This window comes from Myxococcales bacterium (assembly GCA_016706225.1).
Lineage (GTDB): Bacteria > Myxococcota_A > Polyangia > Polyangiales > Polyangiaceae > JADJKB01.
On sequence record JADJKB010000013.1, the window covers coordinates 246,582 to 264,530 of the forward strand.

15 protein-coding genes are annotated in these 17,949 nt (G+C 68.0%); 5 read left to right on the plus strand and 10 right to left on the minus strand.

Annotated features, from left to right (window positions below; translation table 11 throughout):
- Nucleotide 1: 1 nt before the first annotated feature.
- From IPI67_22160 to IPI67_22180, 5 genes are all read right to left on the minus strand, one after another.
- Nucleotides 2-1,042: a DUF4340 domain-containing protein gene (locus tag IPI67_22160; protein MBK7582886.1), complete on the minus strand. Its 1,041-nt coding sequence runs from the start codon at nucleotides 1,040-1,042 to the stop codon at nucleotides 2-4.
- Nucleotides 1,039-3,438, minus strand: coding sequence for a Gldg family protein (locus IPI67_22165; GenBank protein MBK7582887.1), 2,400 nt, complete (start codon nucleotides 3,436-3,438; stop codon nucleotides 1,039-1,041). The genes IPI67_22160 and IPI67_22165 overlap by 4 nt, the downstream gene beginning before the upstream one ends.
- A complete protein-coding gene (locus IPI67_22170) occupies nucleotides 3,429-4,151 on the minus strand; it encodes an ABC transporter permease subunit (protein ID MBK7582888.1) in 723 nt (240 codons plus the stop codon). The genes IPI67_22165 and IPI67_22170 overlap by 10 nt, the downstream gene beginning before the upstream one ends.
- Nucleotides 4,148-5,182, minus strand: a complete 1,035-nt coding sequence (locus IPI67_22175; protein MBK7582889.1) for an ABC transporter ATP-binding protein — start codon at nucleotides 5,180-5,182, stop codon at nucleotides 4,148-4,150. The genes IPI67_22170 and IPI67_22175 overlap by 4 nt, the downstream gene beginning before the upstream one ends.
- A 115-nt stretch (nucleotides 5,183-5,297) precedes the next feature.
- A complete protein-coding gene (locus IPI67_22180) occupies nucleotides 5,298-6,104 on the minus strand; it encodes a hypothetical protein (protein ID MBK7582890.1) in 807 nt (268 codons plus the stop codon).
- A gap of 55 nt (nucleotides 6,105-6,159) precedes the next feature.
- On the opposite strand from IPI67_22180, the gene queG reads away from it, so the two are divergent.
- From queG to IPI67_22200, 4 genes are all read left to right on the plus strand, one after another.
- The gene (queG, locus tag IPI67_22185; protein ID MBK7582891.1) at nucleotides 6,160-7,386 is read left to right on the plus strand and encodes a tRNA epoxyqueuosine(34) reductase QueG; all 1,227 of its coding nucleotides are present in this window, start codon (nucleotides 6,160-6,162) and stop codon (nucleotides 7,384-7,386) included.
- A 5-nt stretch (nucleotides 7,387-7,391) separates the two neighbouring features.
- A complete protein-coding gene (locus IPI67_22190) occupies nucleotides 7,392-7,637 on the plus strand; it encodes a hypothetical protein (GenBank protein ID MBK7582892.1) in 246 nt (81 codons plus the stop codon).
- A 21-nt stretch (nucleotides 7,638-7,658) separates the two neighbouring features.
- Complete coding sequence (locus IPI67_22195) at nucleotides 7,659-8,405, plus strand: ferritin-like domain-containing protein (GenBank protein MBK7582893.1); 747 nt, start codon at nucleotides 7,659-7,661, stop codon at nucleotides 8,403-8,405.
- A gap of 84 nt (nucleotides 8,406-8,489) precedes the next feature.
- Nucleotides 8,490-9,635 (plus strand): hypothetical protein, encoded by a 1,146-nt coding sequence (locus IPI67_22200; protein MBK7582894.1) that lies wholly within the window; start codon nucleotides 8,490-8,492, stop codon nucleotides 9,633-9,635.
- Nucleotides 9,636-9,654: 19 nt separating this feature from the next.
- Here the strand turns inward: IPI67_22200 and IPI67_22205 are convergent, their stop codons facing one another.
- The 4 genes from IPI67_22205 to IPI67_22220 all read right to left on the minus strand — a co-directional run bounded on the left by IPI67_22205 (nucleotide 9,655) and on the right by IPI67_22220 (nucleotide 16,314).
- Entirely contained in the window at nucleotides 9,655-11,640 is a 1,986-nt protein-coding gene (locus IPI67_22205) for a hypothetical protein (protein MBK7582895.1), read from the minus strand.
- On the minus strand, nucleotides 11,637-13,766 hold the full coding sequence (locus IPI67_22210) for a PPC domain-containing protein (GenBank protein ID MBK7582896.1): 2,130 nt from the start codon (nucleotides 13,764-13,766) through the stop codon (nucleotides 11,637-11,639). Before IPI67_22210 ends, IPI67_22205 begins: the two co-directional genes overlap by 4 nt.
- Before the next feature lie 249 nt (nucleotides 13,767-14,015).
- Nucleotides 14,016-14,783, minus strand: coding sequence for a hypothetical protein (locus IPI67_22215; protein ID MBK7582897.1), 768 nt, complete (start codon nucleotides 14,781-14,783; stop codon nucleotides 14,016-14,018).
- A 61-nt stretch (nucleotides 14,784-14,844) separates the two neighbouring features.
- A complete protein-coding gene (locus IPI67_22220) occupies nucleotides 14,845-16,314 on the minus strand; it encodes a PAS domain-containing sensor histidine kinase (GenBank protein ID MBK7582898.1) in 1,470 nt (489 codons plus the stop codon).
- Nucleotides 16,315-16,392: 78 nt separating this feature from the next.
- On the opposite strand from IPI67_22220, the gene IPI67_22225 reads away from it, so the two are divergent.
- Nucleotides 16,393-17,259 carry an alpha/beta hydrolase gene (locus IPI67_22225; GenBank protein MBK7582899.1) on the plus strand — a complete coding sequence of 289 codons (867 nt, stop codon included), beginning with the start codon at nucleotides 16,393-16,395 and terminating at the stop codon, nucleotides 17,257-17,259.
- A gap of 11 nt (nucleotides 17,260-17,270) precedes the next feature.
- Here the strand turns inward: IPI67_22225 and IPI67_22230 are convergent, their stop codons facing one another.
- Nucleotides 17,271-17,945: a DUF2914 domain-containing protein gene (locus tag IPI67_22230; GenBank protein MBK7582900.1), complete on the minus strand. Its 675-nt coding sequence runs from the start codon at nucleotides 17,943-17,945 to the stop codon at nucleotides 17,271-17,273.
- Between the last annotated feature and the right edge of the window lie 4 nt (nucleotides 17,946-17,949).

Sequence of the window (17,949 nt, forward strand, 5' to 3'; positions counted from 1 at the left end):
CTCAGGGCGCTTTGACGACCGAGCCCAGATCCTGCTCCACCTGCTCGGCCACGCTGCTGATCACCTCGGCGTACCAGCGCGTGTATTCGGTCTTCACCAGATACTTCGGCTTGCCGTTCTCGCCGGGAGCTTTGTAGAGCTCCAGGTAGCCGAGCTTGCGACCCCCTTTGCCGCCGAGCTCGACCTTCACGATGCTCGCTTCAGCGGAGAGCTGCGCGCCGGGGTTCTCGACGAACGCAACGATTCGCAGGCGATCGAGCTTCGTCATCCAGTTGCCCGCGGTCTCGTCCAGGCTCATGGGCGTCTGGGCATCGGCCCAGCCGTCCTTCTTGTCCTCGAGGCGAACGACGTCGCGCGACAGGGTGCCGCGGGAGATCTTCGCGCTCTTGAGCTCGTCCGGCTCGTAGCCGTGGAGCTTGCGCTCGACCAGCCGCGACTCGGCGAAGAGCACACTCTGCGCGACGTTGCCGCTGATGGCCCACAGCTCACCGTTGCCATCCTTGACGTAGCGGTCCCCGCCCCCCGGCGTGGTGCCGCCGAAGATCAGCGTCCGCTCCCGACCGTCGACGGTGATCTTGAGCGTGCCCTCCGGTTTGTTGAAGCCGAACTCCTCGGCCCGGGCGTCGTCCACCTTGCCGAGCCGCCGCACCGCCAAGAGCGGCGCCACACTCTCGGCCAGCTTCTTTCCCTGCTCGACGCTGACGAACGTGGTCGACTCTTGTTTCTTCTCGCTCGGCGCGGCGCTCGGACCGGCATCGGCTGCGCCGGCGTCGCCGTGGGGAGAAGGCGGCTTCACCTCGATGGTCTTGTCGACGCTGCCCACGTACCAGAGCCCGTTGCTGTCTTTGCGCCGCTCGAGCCGCACCGAGCGGTTCTCCGCTTCGAAGGAGATCTTCTCGACGCCCTCGGCGGAGCCGCCCCAGACCTCGACATCGCCCTTCTGGTTGGCGGCCGGGTCTTTGCGCGTCCAGACCACCAGCGCGACGGTCGAAGCCAGACCGAGCGCCAGCAAGTGCCATGACAGAGCTCTCCAGGAAATCACGCCGCACCTGCCTTCTTGCTCTGCTTGCGCCGGCGGCGTGAGAACGCCAGACCGGCTCCGAGGACCAGCGCCGGCGCGCCGAAGATGGTCGCGTAGAACCAGACCAGATCTTTCTGTTTGGTGTGCTCGATGCGCACGTCTTCTTCGGTGTTGACCTCGCCGGAGAAACTCTCTTCTCCGCCGAGCCAGCGCACCGCGTCGGCAAACAGCACCTGGTTGGCCACGACGTTCGCCAACACCACGTCCGTGATCGCGTCAGCATCGGCGAGCACGAAGGCCCGCATCTCGTCCGGATCGGACTTGTCCGACTTCTTGTCGTCCTTCTTCTCCGGCTCGGGCTTCTTCTTGAGCGCCTCGCCGGTGCGCGGCCGGGTAATGGCCGCTGCCAGGTTGAACGTGCCGGGTTTTTCGTCGGCATCGGCGCGGTAGTTCTTGTTGACGTCCGCAAAGGTCCCGAGGGCCGTACGCAGCGCAAAGTCGACCTTCTCGGTCGCGCCGCTGGCGCGCTCCAGGCTGCCGGCACCAAAGACCGCGACGGCGGCCCGCGCCGAGTTGCGGCTGAGGGTCGACACCGAGGCGTGGGACGAAAATCGATTGGTCACGAGCAGCGTGCGGTCCGAGTCGTTGTAGCGCCGGCGCACGTGCTGTTTTTCGTTCGCGAGCAGGGTCGGCGAGAACTCGATCCCCACGATGCGACCGAGGGCGACCAGGCCCTTCGCCTGCGCCGGGACGGCGGGAGCCGGCGCCGCTTCCGGTTTCGGAGCGGGGCCAGGGTGCGCCGAGCCGGAGGCGGCCGGGTGCGCCGAAGGCGCCGGTGTCGCCGACGGCGCCGGCTTGGCGGACGGCGCGGCGGGCGCGGGCTTCGGCGCGGGTTTTCCGGACGGCGTGGGCTTGGATGAGGGCGCCGGTGGGACCGCTGCCGCAGACCCGCTCGTGGCTGGTGCGGGGTTCGCCGGCTCTGGCTCCGCCGGCTCTTCATCGCCCGTCGCTGCTTTGCCGGTCTCCGCCCAGGACATGCCCTCCGGATCGAGCGCGACGAAGAGCTTGCCGCCGCGGCTGGCGTAGCGCGAGAGCGCGGCGACCTCCTCGTCGGCAAACGACTCGGTCGGACCGAGCGACAGCACCACGTCCGCGTCGTCGGGAACTTCACTGCCGAGCCCCTGCGACAGTCCCAGATCCTTGATCAGGTAGTTCTGTTTTTGCAGGATCGTGCGCGCGATGCGCACCGCGCGCTCCCCGCCGTCGCCCTGCGCCGGATCGTTGAGCTCACCGTGCCCGACAGTCAGGTAAGCAATGCGCCGAGCGCGCACGATCTTCAGCAGCTTCTCCTGAAAATCGCGGTCCAGGGTCTTCAGCTTCGGGCGCGCGTTCTTCTCGTCGATGCCGATGGTCAGGCTCTCGGTGACCGAGCCCTTGGCCAGGACGATCACGTTGTTCTGAGTGGCCTTCAGCTTTTTCGCACGCTTGGGCACCAGCAGCCGGTCGGTGATCTCGATCTTGAGGTTCGGCACACCCCGCCCGAGCTCGCCGAGGTAACTCTGCACCTCGGAGCGGATCTCGTTCACCTCGGGGAAAAAGGCCACGACCTCCAGGGGTTCGTTCAGGCTCTCGGCGATCTTGCGGGTCGAGTCGCTGGGACGCGAGGTCTTGAAATACGAATAGTCGACCTTCGTCCCGACCTTGTCGGCCGAGTAGACGAACAGCGCGCCGTAGATGGCCGCGAGCACCAGCGTCAGGCCGCTGACCGCGGCGGCCCGCACCCGACGCGCCTCCGGGCGCTCGGCGTGTCGCATCGGGAACAGCGCGGCCTCGGCGAATGCCATCGGCACGACGGCGACCAGGACCAGGGCGACCCAGACGATGGAGAGCACGCCTCGCACGCGCTCGCCGGTGTCGGGCGAGAGCGCAATCAGCCCCGACTTCTCCCAACCCCAATCGCTGGTCAGGAAATAGAGCGCGAGGGCGGCCACTCCGAGCACACTGAGCGCGCCCAGCAACCGTTCGATGTCACTGCGCTCGCCGCCCATGCGGAAGCGCGGCATGAATCTGACTGCGGTTGCGCCGCTCACGGCGCCGAGACCCGCGAAGGTCACGACCCAGCGCAGGGTCGCCATGGGTTCGAGCACGTGCTCACCCAGATAAACGAGCAACATGCCCACCAGGAAAGCCGGCACGACCCAGAGCGGAGCCGCACGCTTCGCACCCGGCTCGGGCGCGGGGTCCACCGCCGGTGCCGGCGCGTCACTGCTGCGAGCGGGCGGCGGGTCCGACGCGGACTCGCGGCTCTCGGCCTTGGGCGCGGGCGGCGGGTCACTCCGCTCGGCCTCGGTGTCGTGCTCGTCGTGTTCGTCGCCGACTTCCGGCGACGATTCGCGGTCTTCGTCCTTCACCGCCATCGGCGTGCCTCCAGGCTCTTGGTGGCCGCCAGCAAGAAGAAGTAGGTCACGGCCAGGTAGTAGACGACGCCACTGAGCTGCAAGATCCCGTTCATGAATGGGCGGAAGTTCTCGTGGTGGATCGCCAGCGAAGACAGCACGCGGTTCAGCGGTGGATCGACCGCCTTGGCCACGGCCCAGAGCAGCACCATGGGCGCCAAGATCAGCGCGCCGATCAGCGCGGCGACGACCTGGGAGCGGGCGACCGCCGACGCGAACAGGCCGATGGCCAGCGACGCCGCGCCCAGCAAGAGCAGCCCGGCGTAGCCCACCACGATGTGCCCCACACTGACCTTGCCGTTGACGAAGATCAGGAGCGGCATGTAGAGCGTGAAGAGCGTCATCAACGCGAGCACCCCGAAGGCCGACACGAATTTTCCCGCGACGATCTCGCCGTCTTTGATCGGCGAGGTGTTGAGCAGGGTCAGCGTGCCGGTCTGGCGCTCTTCAGCCAGCAGGCGCATGGCCAGCACGATGCCTGCGATCATGGTCGTGCCGCTGGCACCATAGAAGAACTCGCTCAGCACCTGCGCCGAGACGAGCTTCTCCGTCAGGCCCTTCCAGTAGAAGTAGATGCCGTCGATGAGCAGCGCACCGGCGATGACGATGGCACCGAGGGGGGAGCGGAGGTAGGCGTTCAGCTCGCGCCGAGCGATCAGCAGGGCTTGGGTCACGCTTGCTCCTCCGGCTCGGCGGCCAGCGGCCGGACCTTCTTCTTCTTTTTCTTCTTGGTCGAGCCGGGCTCCTCGAGGCTGCGGGAGAGCTCCAGGAAGACACTCTCGAGCTCACGCTCGCCGCGGGTGATCTCGAGCAGGCCGAAGCCCCCTTGCACGACCGCCCGGGTCAGCTCGTCGCGCGTGTCGTGGGCGAGCAGCACCCGGTAGCTCGCTAGCTCGCCGGCTCCCCGGCCCGCGTTCGCTGCGGCGTCGTCGAGCAGCTCCACGTGGGTCACCCCCGCGACGCCCGACATCAGCTGGGTCGCGCGTTCTCGGCCATCGGCACCCACCTTCAGCACCAGCGACAGCCGCATGCCGGAGAGCAGGCGCGCGGACAGCTCCTTCTCGGTGCCGGACGCGACGATCTCGCCGTCCCGGATCACCAGGATGCGGTCGCAGGTCTCGTGGATCTCGCTCAGGATGTGGCTCGACACCACCACCGTGTGCTCCCCGCCGAGGCTGCGCACGAGGTCACGCATCTCGACGATCTGCACCGGATCGAGGCCACTGATGGGTTCGTCGAGCACGACGAGCTCGGGCCGGTGGACGATTGCCTGGGCGATACCCACCCGCTGCCGGAAGCCATGCGAGAGCGCGCCGATCGGCCGGTCGCGTTCGTCGCCGGTCTCGGTCAGCTCGAGGGTCTCGTCAACCCGCTTTTCGACGTCGGCTCCGCGCACGCCGCGCAGCTTGGCGGCGAACGTCAGATACTCGTCGACGCTCATCTCGGGGTAGACCGGCGGGGTGTCCGGGAGATACCCGATGCGCTTGCGCACCTCGTGCGGGGTCTCGACCACGTCGAGCCCTGCCACCCGCACACTGCCGCTGGTGGGCAGCAGATCGCAGGCCAAGACGCGGAGTGTCGTGGTCTTGCCCGCGCCGTTGAGGCCGAGCAAACCCACGATTTCTCCCTTTTCGATGTTGGCGGACAGCGGGCCCAGCGCCCGCCGATCCCCATAGTATTTGTAAAGCTCGCGGATCTCGATCACGGCTGACGACTGATCCTCTGAAGGCCGGCCCGTTTGCCGGACACCCGAACGGTCTGCTCGGGGGCCCCGCGTTACCACAAGAGCGGCCCGCGTGGGGAACCGGAACGCCTGCGGACTATTCCCTGCGCCCGGCTTTTTCCTTGCCCGGCGCTGGTTCGGCGCCGGAATCCGGTTCGGGCTCGGCCAGCTCGGGCAAGAGCCCGTGAACCTGCCGCAGGTGGGCCAGGCCCGCCGGCCAGCGCTTGGGCAGGCGACAGAAATAGCGCATGGCCCCGGGCAGCGAGCCGAAGGTGCGCTCCAGAGCGTCGAACCGCCCCTCGATGTTCTTGCGCAGCGGCGGAGGCGAGCGCGGATCGGCGCGGAACACCCGCACGTAGTCGAGCAGTCGCTGGTGGTAGTCCGGCTCCTCGACGATGGCAGAGATCGAATGCGCGCGCGGATGCGTTCCGTCGAGCATCTCCGTGAGCTGACGCTCGAGGGCATCGAGCCCAGCGTCGTGAAGCATCAGCAGCTGCAGGTCGTACACGGGGTTGGCGTGCACGACCTGCATCAGGTGACCGATGATGGCGTCGCGTTCGCTGAAAAATCCGACCGGATCACCCAGACCCGCTGGGTCGTCGAGGAAGCGCAAGACCTGATGGAAGGTGTAGTCGATGCCTTGTTCCGCGTAGTAGTCGGCGGCGGCGGGCGAGATCCAGAACCGCAACATGTCGATGGCGCCCACGGTGAGCTGCACGTCGTTGGGGACGGCGTCGACGAGACCCAGAGCACGCAGTCGCTCGAGCTGTATGCGATGCCGGCGCCCTGCGTAGCGGCCGAGGAGAAATGCGACCCGCGCGCTCTTGGCGGGCCAGCCCGAGAGCGGACCCGCGGCTCGGCGAAGCAGGCGCAAGGCCGGCTCGGTGCGACGCGCCGTCGACATCGATGACCCGAGGTTCTGTCGTACAGGCCGGCTTGTCGAGGGGTAACATCGGCCCATGCCCGACACGACCAGCGACCCCGGCGTGACGGAGCACGAACCCGGAGCACGCGCCGAGCCCGCGCTGGTCGGGGTCGATTTGCTCGAACCCATGCGACAGCAAGCCCGCAGCTTGGGTTTTGTGCGCCTGGGAATCACCCGCGCCGCTCCGATGCCCGACGCTCGCGAGCGACTCGCGAGCTGGCTCGCGGCCGGCCATGAAGCAGGCCTCGACTACCTGCGCGGTGGGGAGCGCGCCGATCCGCGCGCCGTGTTTCCCGCCGCCCGCTCGGTGGTCGTGGTGGCGCTGGTCTACCCGACCCCAAGCAGAGTCGAGCGCGCACGGGAGGGAGCGGCGCTCTCCGGTGCGGTCGCCGCCTACGCCCGGGGCACCGACTACCACCTCGTGATGAAGGAGAAACTCCGGGTGCTCGCGCAGTGGCTCGCCACCGCGTCAGGACGCACACTCAGAGCACGTATCGCCGTCGATAGCGCACCGCTGCTCGAGCGCGAGCTCGCCGTGCGCGCCGGGCTCGGCTTCATCGGCAAGAGCACGCTGCTCATCGTGCCCGGCGTCGGCACGAACGTGCTGTTGGGCGAGCTGCTGATCGATCTCGAGCTCGCTCCGACCGAGATCCCCGTTGCTCCGGGCTGCGGGGACTGTCGCCTGTGCATCGAGGCCTGCCCGACCGGAGCCATCACCGCTCCATTCAGCGTCGATGCAGGGCGTTGTATTTCGTACTGGACCATCGAACACCACGCGGCCATCCCGCCAGAGGTCCGGCCGGGGCTGGGCAGCCACGTCTTTGGCTGCGACGAGTGTCAGGCGGTCTGCCCCTTCGATGCGTCCGCGGCGCCGCGCGCCTCGTCACCGGAGCTGGCGGGTCGAATTGCCGAGTCCGGGCTCGACCTCTTGCGCTTGCTCGCCGCGGGCAACGCCGAGTACCGCAAGCTCGTGCGCCGCACCGCGCTGCGTCGGGTGAGCCGCGACGTGCTGGCACGCAACGCGGCCGTGGCCCTTGGCAACCTCGCAGACGCCGGGACGGTCCCTGCCCTGGGCCGGGCACTCAGCGGTCACCCGAGCCCCATCGTCCGCGGGCACGCAGCGTGGGCGCTCGGCCGAATCGGGGGTGATGCCGCCCGGGCGCTGCTCGAAGACGCACGCGAAGACCCCGACCCCAGCGTGCGCCAGGAGGTCAGCGCGGCGCTCGGACTTGACGGCTGGGACGGCTCCGAATACCCGTGAAGTGCATGGCCTCGCGCACGCTCGCCCTCGCTGGAGTGATCTTCGCGCTCGCACTCGCGACGCCGGCCCGGGCGGACGTGCCGCCGGATCCGCCGGAACCCGCACCGACGTCAGCCAGGCCCAGCGGCGCCACCCCGAAGGCGAAACGCTCCCACGCTACGCGACCGATCGTCTCCGGCTTGCTGGCGGCGCTGTTGTTGATCGTCGCCGCTGCGGCCGGGGCCAACGACAAACCGCGCAAAGCGACCTGAGAGCACCGAAGCGAGGCCGGCATGGCTGCGAAGAAGTCCGAGTCCCGCGCCCGCCGCGCGAAGCCCGCAGCATCCGATCGCACCCGCATCGAGTGGCTCCGTCGGATCGAAGCCGAGTACCGCTCGGCTTCGTTCACTCAGCACCTGGTCCTCTGGCTGATCCAGATCGGCGCGTCGCCGGACTTGATCCGCGACGGCCTGCGCATCGTGAACGACGAGATGGTGCACGCCGAGCTGAGCCATGGGGTCTACACCGCCGCCGGAGGCACGGAGCCGCCGCACATCGATCGCGAGACGCTCTCTCTCCGTCGCACGCCAGGCGAACCTCTGGAGCACGACGTGCTCCGCTACGGCGTGGACATCTTCTGTCTGGGTGAGACGGTGGCGGTGCGGCTGTTCAAGGAGCTCCGACAAGAGTGCCAGGTGGTCTCCGCCAAGCGCGCTCTCGATCGCATCCTGAAGGACGAGGTGCGCCACCGCGATTTCGGCTGGGCGCTGCTCGAGTGGCTCAGCGAGAGTCCGCTCGGCCCGGAGCTCGTCGAGCTCGCCGACCGGGAGTTGCCGCGCATGTTCAGCCGCATCCGCGGCGCCTACGCCCCCTGGGCCGCGCGCGACGAACAGCAGATCCCGGATGCCGACAGGGCCTGGGGGTTGATGCCGGCGGGCTGGTACGCGCGCGTCCTCGATGACACACTCAGCCGCGACTACGTGCCGCGCTTTGCTCGGCACGGAATCGACGCTCAGCGCGCTTGGGCCGCGAGTCGCTGAATGCCCGAGGGGCGGAGAAGAGCAGCGCGGGCGCAGAGAATGGGCACACTCCCCAGGCTCAGCGAAGTGCTCTAGACTCGGGCGATGTATTCGCGCCTGAGCTTGTTCTCCGTGCTCTCGCTGGTTGCCCTGGCGGCCAGCTGTTCGTCCGATGATGAGAGCAAGAAGTCCGGGACCGGCGGCACCGGCACCGGGGGCAGCACTACCGGCGGCAGCGGCGGCAGCAGCAGCGGCGGCGTCGGCGCGTCCGGAGGTCAGGGCGGCGCCACGGGCGGCGCGGCCGGGAGCAGTGGAGGCGCTGGCGGAGTCAGCGGCGCATCGGGCGGTGGCGGCGTCACGAGTGACGGAGGCATCCCCGACAAACTCTCGGCCACCGGGCTCTACTCGGACACGGCCAAGGGCACCCTGGCGACGGGTGTGAAGGAGTACACGCCGCGCTTCGTGCTGTGGACCGACGGCGCGGCCAAGAAGCGCTGGGTGTACCTGCCCGCCGGGGCCAAGATCGACACGAGTGACATGGACTACTGGGTCTACCCGGTGGGCACCAAGCTGTGGAAGGAGTTCTCACGCAACAGCGTCCGCGTCGAGACGCGGCTGCTCCACAAGGTCTCCGACTCCGAGTGGCAGATGATGGCCTACCAGTGGAACAGCGCGCAGACGGACGCCGACGCGGTGCCTGCCGGGGTGAAGAACGCCTCCGGCACTCCCCACGACATTCCCTCGACCGACGACTGCACGAACTGCCACGGCAAGCTGAAGGACCGCGCGGCGTCGTTCACCGCCATCCAGCTCTCGCACAATAACGCCGGTGAGAACCTCACCAGCCTGATCTCCGCGGGCCGTCTCACCAACAATCCCAGCGGGAACTTCGTGGTGCCGGGCTCGGCGGCGGACCAAGCGGGCCTCGGCTACCTGCACGCCAACTGCGGCATCTGCCACAACGACACCAGCTTCGTCTTCGCGCTGGTCGACATGCAGCTCTGGATGAAGACCGGCAACCTCGGCTCGGTCAAGACCACGGACACGTACCTGTCCACCGCCAACAAACCCCTCACCGCTTCGAATCCAAGCACCGGTCAGGCCCGGGTCGTGCCGGGCGATCCGAGCAAGAGTGACATGCACATCCGCATGAACGAGCGAGGCACGCTGACCCAGATGCCGCCGCTCGGCACCGAGGACGTCGACAGCGTGGGCCTGGCTGCGGTGGACGCCTGGATCAAGAGCCTGTGACCGAGCGCGGAGCGATGCCTCAGTCGCAGGTCGGCCGGTAAGCGAGCGGATCCGGCTCCGGCGTCGGCAAGATCTCTTTCAGGTACTTGTATTCGGTGTCGCAGAACACCCCCGGACCGTCACCGAGCTCGGCGCGTTCGCTGAAGGGACGTGCTCCGCCGGAGTCCATCAGACGATTGGGTTCATCGCCCGGATCGTGAAATTCCTCCCCTTCGGGATCGGCGAGCCCGAGGGAGTGGCCGACCTCGTGGGCGGTCGTCGTACCGATCAAGGAGCCGAGCACCCAGATGGCGCAGGCGATGCGCTGCTTGCGGTCACTCTTCGGGGCCGGACATCCCGCGCCGTTCGTCAGCGTCGGCACCCCGTCGCCGAGCTCTTCCGCCAGCACCGGTTTGCCCCCGCGATCGGGTCGGAACGGATCGAAGATCTTGTCGAACAGCGGATCCGCCACCTCGAGCTTCTGTGCGTATTTCCCGGGGTGAGTGCTGAAGCCGAACAACGAGTCGATGAACACCCCGCCGAAGCCCGGGTAGCCGCCCTCCTGGGTGACGGCGTTCACGCCGCCGATCTTGTCCGCCAGGCGATCGTTGCCTTTGTCCTTGCCCGGAGAGTTGTCGTAACCGAGCAGGCCCAGCCCGTTGGGATCGGGACCTTCCAGATCGACCTGGGCAAACAGCTTGAAGTCCCGGGGCTCTTCGTCCCGGAACTCGATGTTCACCCCGAGGTACGCCTGCGCGATGGCCTGGAGGATGCGGTCGCGGATGCGGTGGTCGGCGGCCCGAAGCCCCAGGTGCTCGAGGCTGCCGCGGTAGGTCGGCAGCCAGTTCACCCACACCACCTGTTTCACGGAAGCAATGCCGAGACTGACCTGGATTTCCGGTCCCACCACCGACTGCGCTCCGTAGGTGGAAATGGGTTTGGCCGTACCCTTGAAGACCCCCGTCACGCTGCGCAGATCCGCAGCCTGACCGAGCGCGTCCTCTTCGTTCAGCACGTAACGCACGAGCTTGCCGTTCACGAACTCGGTGATGAGCTCGAGGTTGACGGGGTTGCCCTGCGGCGCGCCGGTCGGCGTGAAGGTGCCGGCCAGCTGGACGCGGGTCGCGGCGGTCGTCGAGTCCTCGACGTCCTTGTTCTTGCCGACGAACCCACCACCCGTGATCTCGACGTATTGCCCGAGGCTGGCCGCGGCCGGCGAGAACGACGTGAGGGTGCTCGCGACCAGCTGGATGTCGACCGCGATCTGCGCGGTCTCCTGGGAGACGCCGGCGGACAGGTGATCGTTGCGCAGCCGCACGCTGCCCTGGAAGAGTCCGGGCTCGATGCCGGCGATCTTCGGCGCAAAGGGGAAGGTTGCTATCTTGCGCTGCGTGGTCACGTCCGTGGTCACCGCTTCAGGGGCGAGCGGGATCTCGACGTCTGCGAAGGGGACACAGGCGGCACCCTGTTTTTTAAAACAGCCCTCGAGGATTGCGATCGTTCGACCCTCGGTGCCACCCAAGAGGAAGTCCTCGCCCTCGACGCGGATCGCGTCGTTGACCTGTTTGATGCCCTCCTCGACGCCGTAGAGTTTGGGCTCGAGCCGCGACGACACCGTCAAGCTCACGTCCCGCGGCGCGGACCAGTGCTCCCGCGGGTCGGCGGGCACGCTGGCGCTCACCTGCGCGCGGCCGACGAACTGCCCGTCGTTGCCCGGCAGGCCCATGCTCGTGCCGCCGTTCCACTTCACCTCCAGCCGACCGAGGCCCTTGAGCTCGGCGGGCAGGATGGCGTTCACGCTCGCGCCGTCGAACGCGCCCGTCAGTCTCACGAACGCCGGCTCGAGATCGACGAAGTTCCCCTCGACGATCAGCACACTGCCCGGGACGAGGGCACCGGGACTGAGCTTGCTGATCAAGAGATCGGTTATTTTGCCCGCGGGCGCGTTGGACGCGTCCGAGCCACACGCTGCCCAGCCAATGGCCAGCGCGGCGACCACGACACGCCGCCATCTTCCAGTTGTCACAGCGGCGGACATCCGTTGGTCGTCTTGCTCGTGCTCGTGTAGTCGATGCAAATGTCGTACTTGTTGGAGGCGCCCTCCCACCCGTGCACCACCACGTAGTAGTCGCCGGAGACCGGGATCTTCCACGACAGGTTCTCGTTCGAGCTGCTCGACTGGCCGTTGGTGCTGTCGCACGTCCAGGGGTCGGCCTCGGTGCAGACCGTGAGCTGTTTGCCCGCGATGTCGTACAGGTAGAGATCGAGGTCCTCGCTGGCCTTGGTCTGGGTGAACTTCAGCGTCGCCTTGATGGTCTCGTCCTTGACCATGAAGACCTTGAACCAGTCGTCGTCCGCCGAACAGATCTGCTGGCTGGCTGACTTGTACGGACCGCCGCCGATGTCGGCGTCTCGGGCCTGGGACTTGTTGTCGTCGTTCTTGCCGCCGGTGTCGGACGAGTCATCGACGCACTGCTGAACGCAGCCGTTGCTCTTGGACCAGGTCAACGAGTACGAGTTCTCCGCCTTGGACCAGGCCCAGACGTGGAAATAGTACCGGCCCGGCGCGAGGCACGTCGTGATGGTCTCCTGGGAGCCGGTGTTGGCCGAGCTCACCACGACCTTGCCCGCCGAGTCCTTCAGCATCAGATCGAGGTTGCTCGACGTGCCGCCCTTCAGTGTCCCGGTGACCGTGGCCTCGGCCGAGATGTCGATGGGGTACCAGTCCTCGTCGTCGAAAGACGTCGCCACTGCGGGGCAGCTCTTCAGTTGATAGGTGCCCGGCGGCATGCCCGGTTTGGTCTTGACCTCGGTCAGTGAGTCGTTGTCCTCGTACGAGTCGTCCGTGCACTGGATCGCGGCTCCGCCGCACTTGCCGGAGCTGGGGACACACTGCTTGGCGTTCTTGCCCCCGACGCTGAGCACGGGGGACGGCGAACACTCGTGGGAGAGCGGGCAGTCGAAGTCGTCGAGACAAGCAATGCCACATACCTTGGCGCTGGCGACGAAGATGCAGTTGTCGGCGGCGCCGCCACACTGCGTGTCGCTGGAGCACGAGTCACACTCCTTGGCGCCCGGGCTCGGGGCGTTGGTCACCGTCATGCTGTGGGAGCCCGGCTCCGGCGAGCGAGTCTGGTGATCGCAGTCCCCCTCGGCGTCGTCGTTGTCGTTGGCGATGATCAGGTAATAGAGCTTCGCGGTCGCGCCTTGCGGCGAGTCGGCGACCGGGTTCGGAATGCTCGCGGACCACTTGCCGTTGACCATGTCGCCGGACACCTGGTTCATGGTGATCTGGGTCATGGCGGCCAGATCGGGATTGGCACCGGGATCCTTGGTGCTGAACATCAAGAGCGGCGGAAACTTCAGGCCCTTGTCGTCGCTCACGTCGGCGACGATGGCCAGATCCTGGTTCGTCGACTTGTCCGCGGGCACGTGGCCGATGACCGGGCCGTCCCCGGGGCAGTCGTTCTTCGAACCCTTCTGCAGCACGACCAGGTAGTCCTTGAGCACCTTGGGGTTGTCGCCATCGGTCGCGGACAAGAGCAGCGAGTGCAGCTCCCCGCCGCCGATCTGCTCGGGGCTCGGGCACCAGTGCCAGTTCGCGACCAGGCCGTCGGTCTGCTCCAGGGTTGCGCCGTCGATGAGCGGAGCTTCTTGTCCGATCTCGACCTGAGTGCTGTCGGCGTCCTGGATGACGATGGGCAGGTCGACGCACTGCTTGCTGCCCAGGTCCAGGGTAGTGCCGGTCCCCAGCGGTTTGATGAACACCGGCGACCCGGCGCCGCCCGCGGAGGACTTCACGTCGATGGCAACGGTGCGCCGCGACTCGTCCTTGCCGTCCGACGCGATGAAGTCGAAGGCATGCAGCCCGACGTCAGCCCCGATCGGCACCCACTTGAACACCGCGGTCCCGCCCGCGCCGCTGACCAGCTGGGCGCGATCACTGATCTTGCCGAGGTCCGACTTGTAGCTGAACGTGATCGAGTCACCGTCCGGATCTGAAGCCCGGAGGGCGACGGACAGCTCGGTACCGACGGCCGCGATTTGATCCGGGATGACGTCCATCTTCGGAGCACCGTTGTCGTCGCCTCCGCCGCATCCAGTGACGAGGAGCGTCAAGCCGAGCCCGAGAGTCGTGAAGTAAGTTTTCATGCCCACAGCCAAAGACCCTACGTCGAAGGGTATGATTTTTCCCTCACCCTGGCCGAGCCGGCGGACATTTCCCCGGGGGCGGCGCCCCGCGGAGATTCGCGTCCAGGGCATAATAGCTCGCTTTTGTTCGACTTATCTGGGGCGCTGGGAGCCAGGCGTTTGCGGCCGGCTCCGAGCCCTCCGGATGCAGCAAGGCCGCCGCGGGCGGGTGCCCGGGCGGCCTTGACCGTGGAAGACCCGCTGCCCGGGTCAGTCCGTCGCGGCGTCCGTGCCGCTGTCGCCGGTGCTGCCACCGGTCCCACCGCCGTCGGTCCCGCCGTCCGTCGGTGTCACGGTTCCACCGCACACCCCGAGGGTGCCGATGTTGGCGCTGGCCGCTACACACTTCACGCCTGCGGCGCAGTCCGTGTCCGCGCAGCAGAAGTGTTTGCAGACCCCGATGGGCTGCGCCTCGCTGGCACCGTCGCAGTGGTACTTGGGCACGCAGAACTTGTTGTTCTTGGTGTCGCAGGGCGCGTCGGCCGGCTCGGTGTTGCCGTCGGGGTAACACTTCACGCCGCCGCTGACGTAGTCGCAGGACTCCGCACCGGTACAACCTTCGTTGGTCACCGGGTTACACGGCGTCTTGAAGTTCGCGTTCACGCAGCCGGCGGGAAGCGGCAGGTTCGGCACGGATGGGCACTCCGTAGCGTAGTCCGCGCAGCAGTCTTTGTTCCCTTCGCAGGCGCTGTCGCAGTAACACTGCGCGGTGCCCTGAGGATCCGCCGAGCCGCACTGCCCTTTGCAGCTTCCGGCCGACGTGCCGCCGCCCGCGCCGCCGCTGGTCGTCGCGCCGCTGCCACCGCTCGAGCCGCCCGCGCCGCCGACCGGCGCGCCGCCGGTGCCGACGCCGCCGGAGCCCCCGACCGTGGTGTTGCCACCGGTGTTTCCCCCGCCGCCGCTGCTGCTACTACAGGCAGCAAAAAAGGCAGATCCCAAGGTTACGCTGATCAAAGCAGTGATAGTGGCGATTCTCACGGTGGCTCCTGGCTCGGGGCAGTATTCGGCGCTCCTCGCGCCGGGCCCAAGAGGTCGAAAGCTACACGATCGCCGCCGGCAGCACCACCCGGACGCACGCCCCCTGGCCGCCCGTGCTCTCGATTTTGATGTCACCGCCCATCTCGCGGACCAGGGTCCGACAGACGTGCAGGCCGAGCCCGGTCCCGATGCCCGGGGGTTTGGTCGTGAAGAACGGCTCGAATACCCGGCCCAGGACCCCGGGTGCCATCCCGTCCCCGTCGTCCGCGACCGTCAGCACGACCTCGGCGGCTCCGCCCCGCTCGACCGTCAGCACGATGTGGCCGTCCCGCCCCTCCGGGATGGCGTGCGCGGCGTTGAGCAGCACGTTCAGGACGACCTGCGCCAGCCGGGTCTCGTCCGCGCGCACGGGCGGAACCTCCGTGTAGCGCCGCACCAACTCGGTGCGGTCGCCGAGGGAGGCCGACGCCAGGCGCGCGGCAAGATCGGCGGCGCGACGTACGTCGATCAGGCTGACCCCGCTCGACGCGCGGTTCATTCCCGCGAAGTCCGCCAGGATGGCCTGCATGCGCCGGGCCCCTTCGAGCGCGTCGCCGAGGAGCTCCTTGGTTCGGCTGAGCTCGGTGGGGTTCGAGTCGAGGAGGGACACGGCCTGGTCCATGCTGGCCAGCACGTAGGTCAGGGGGTTGCCGAGCTCGTGGGACACCCCGGAGGCCAGCAGACCGAGCGCAGCCAGTCGCTCCGTCTGCATCATGCGCGACGAAGACGCGTGCTCCGCGCTCACGTCCCGCGCGACCCCGCAGTAGCCGCCGCCGCGGCCGAGAGACTCGGGAAGCGGCGCGGCGCGATCCTCCATTTGCCGCCACTCTTGGCTGTCTTTGTGGCGCATGCGATAACGCCGCACGACAGGCCGACCGGTCTCGAACATCGCGGTCGTCGCCCGCGAAAGTTCAGGGATGTCGTCGGGGTGGATGCAGCGAAACCAGAGCTCGGGATCGGTGATGAAGTCCGCGGCGGCATAACCCACGACGCTCGACACGTGATCACTCAGGAGCTCGACGCGACCCGCGAACGGGTTGTCGTCCGTGCGGACGACGTACACGATGTCTTGGACGTTCTCCATGACGTGGCGAAAGGTCGCCTGGCCCCGCCTGGCCTCGTCCTCGACGCGGCGCAGCTCGCTGCGGTCCACGACCACCGCGAGCACCCTCCCGTCGTCGATTGGCGCCAGCATCACGTCGACGGGGAACAGGTGCCCGTCCCGATGGCGCGCCTCGAGCCGAGACGAGCTCCCCATGGTTCGTTTGCGGGGCGACTCGGCGAAGCGCGCGCGGGACTCGGCGTGGTGGCGACGCAGCGGGCCGGGGACGAGCACCTCGATGGGTGACCCCACCAGCTCACCCTCCGTCCACCCGAACAAGGCTTGCGCCTCCACGTTGGCGGCTTGGATCACCCCCGTGCGGTCCACCACCAGAATACAAATCGGCGCCTGGTCGAGCAGCAGTGTGGCCGGTTGTCTGCTGTGCTCCATTCGACGAGTCCGCCCGATACGACCGAGTGACAAACAGACGCTAGCATTTTCACTCTGCCTCGCTCATGGTCGTGGGCGGTGATCGAACCGAGCGCGCGTCGCATCCCCATCCCGACCGGGCTGACCCTCTCGGTGCTCGAGTGGGGTCAAGAGCTTCAGGGTCAGCGGCCATCGGTCATCCTCGTGCACGGCTTCCTGGACATGGCCTGGGGTTTTGCGCCGCTCGTGGCCCAGGGGCTCGGCGACCGTCACATCCTTGCCGTAGACATGCGCGGACACGGCGACAGTGATCGCGTCGGCGCCGGTGGGTACTACCACTTCATGGACTACGTCGCCGATCTCGCGGGGCTGGTCGCGGTCCTCGGCTCCGCGCAGGTCGCGCTCGTGGGGCACTCGATGGGCGGGAGCATTGCGGCCTACTACGCCGGTGCGTTCCCCGAGCGCGTCGAGCGGCTGGCACTGCTCGAGGGCCTGGGGCCCCCCGAGGACGAGACCGCGCCCCCCGTTCGTGCCCGGCACTGGGTGCAGGCCTGGCAGCGCATCGCCGCGGGGGAAGGCCGGCGCTACGCCAGCGTTGATGCCGCAGCGGCACGCCTGCGTCACGCCGATCCCCTGCTGTCCGACGAGCTCTCGCTGTTCTTCGCCGAGCGCGGCACGAACGCGCTGCCGAGCGGTGAGCGCAGCTTCAAGCACGACCCGCTGCACGTGACCCGCGGGCCCTACCCGTTCCGGATGGACTCGGCGCAGGCCTTCTGGCGCGCCATCACCTGCCCGGTGCTCTTGATGGATGGGGCCGAGTCTCCGTTTCGATCTCTGGAGAACCTCGAAGAGCGGGTGGCGTGCCTACCCGGCGCCGAGAGCGTGACCATCAACGATGCGTCCCACATGTTGCAACGCCATCAACCGGAGGCCGTCGCGCGCGCGCTCCGGGCGTTCCTCGGCTGAAGCTCGCGCCGTCACTCGACGACGAACGTCTTCGCCGCGAGCTCGGTGCCCGTGCTGGTGCGGACGCGCACGATCCACGTCCCGGGGCTGCGCACCTGCCGGGTCTTGCCCCAGGTGCGCCAGCGCGAGTTCTTGGCGGGCACCTCCAGCTTGATGTGTCCGACACTCTTCTGACCCTCGCGCTCGAAGGTGATCGCGACGGAGTCGGCCACGTCGGCCTTGTTCTCGATCTCCACGAACGCCATCAGCGGGCCTTCATCGCTCGCGCTCAGGGTTCCGGCCTCGGTCGGCTCACGATTGTCGATGCTGCGGGTGACCACCAGGCGCTTGACCGTGAGGCCCGCTCCCACGGCGGCAGGGTCGCTCGGGTTCTTCTCCGCTCGGATCGCCGCGGGTGAGTCCGGGGACTTCGAAGCCTCCGCCGAGCTGGCCTTGCTCAGCTTGGCGGGTCTCGCCACCTCGCCGGCGGTTGCTTGGTCGGGCGCAGCCTTGTCGGGGCCCGCCTTGTCGACCGCGGGGTTGCCCGGGGCTGGCTTGCCGCCCGGAGTCGCTGGGCTCGCCGGGCTCGCTTTCATCAGTGCGCCCTTCGCCAGCGGTTCCCGGGAAACACCCGGGGCTTTGCTGCGCCCGCAGGCGCTCACGAGTGAAGCAAGACAGAGTGAAACGAGGAAAACGCGGCTGGACATGGTG

What these genes read in the sequence shown, in the direction of transcription:
- IPI67_22230 (MBK7582900.1), bottom strand. Translation starts at nt 17,945, where the DNA reads ATGTCCAGCCGCGTTTTCCTCGTTTCACTCTGTCTTGCTTCACTCGTG.
- queG (MBK7582891.1), top strand. Translation starts at nt 6,160, where the DNA reads ATGCCCGACACGACCAGCGACCCCGGCGTGACGGAGCACGAACCCGGA.
- IPI67_22165 (MBK7582887.1), bottom strand. Translation starts at nt 3,438, where the DNA reads ATGGCGGTGAAGGACGAAGACCGCGAATCGTCGCCGGAAGTCGGCGAC.
- IPI67_22190 (MBK7582892.1), top strand. Translation starts at nt 7,392, where the DNA reads ATGGCCTCGCGCACGCTCGCCCTCGCTGGAGTGATCTTCGCGCTCGCA.
- IPI67_22220 (MBK7582898.1), bottom strand. Translation starts at nt 16,314, where the DNA reads ATGGAGCACAGCAGACAACCGGCCACACTGCTGCTCGACCAGGCGCCG.
- IPI67_22180 (MBK7582890.1), bottom strand. Translation starts at nt 6,104, where the DNA reads ATGTCGACGGCGCGTCGCACCGAGCCGGCCTTGCGCCTGCTTCGCCGA.
- IPI67_22200 (MBK7582894.1), top strand. Translation starts at nt 8,490, where the DNA reads ATGTATTCGCGCCTGAGCTTGTTCTCCGTGCTCTCGCTGGTTGCCCTG.
- IPI67_22210 (MBK7582896.1), bottom strand. Translation starts at nt 13,766, where the DNA reads ATGAAAACTTACTTCACGACTCTCGGGCTCGGCTTGACGCTCCTCGTC.
- IPI67_22195 (MBK7582893.1), top strand. Translation starts at nt 7,659, where the DNA reads ATGGCTGCGAAGAAGTCCGAGTCCCGCGCCCGCCGCGCGAAGCCCGCA.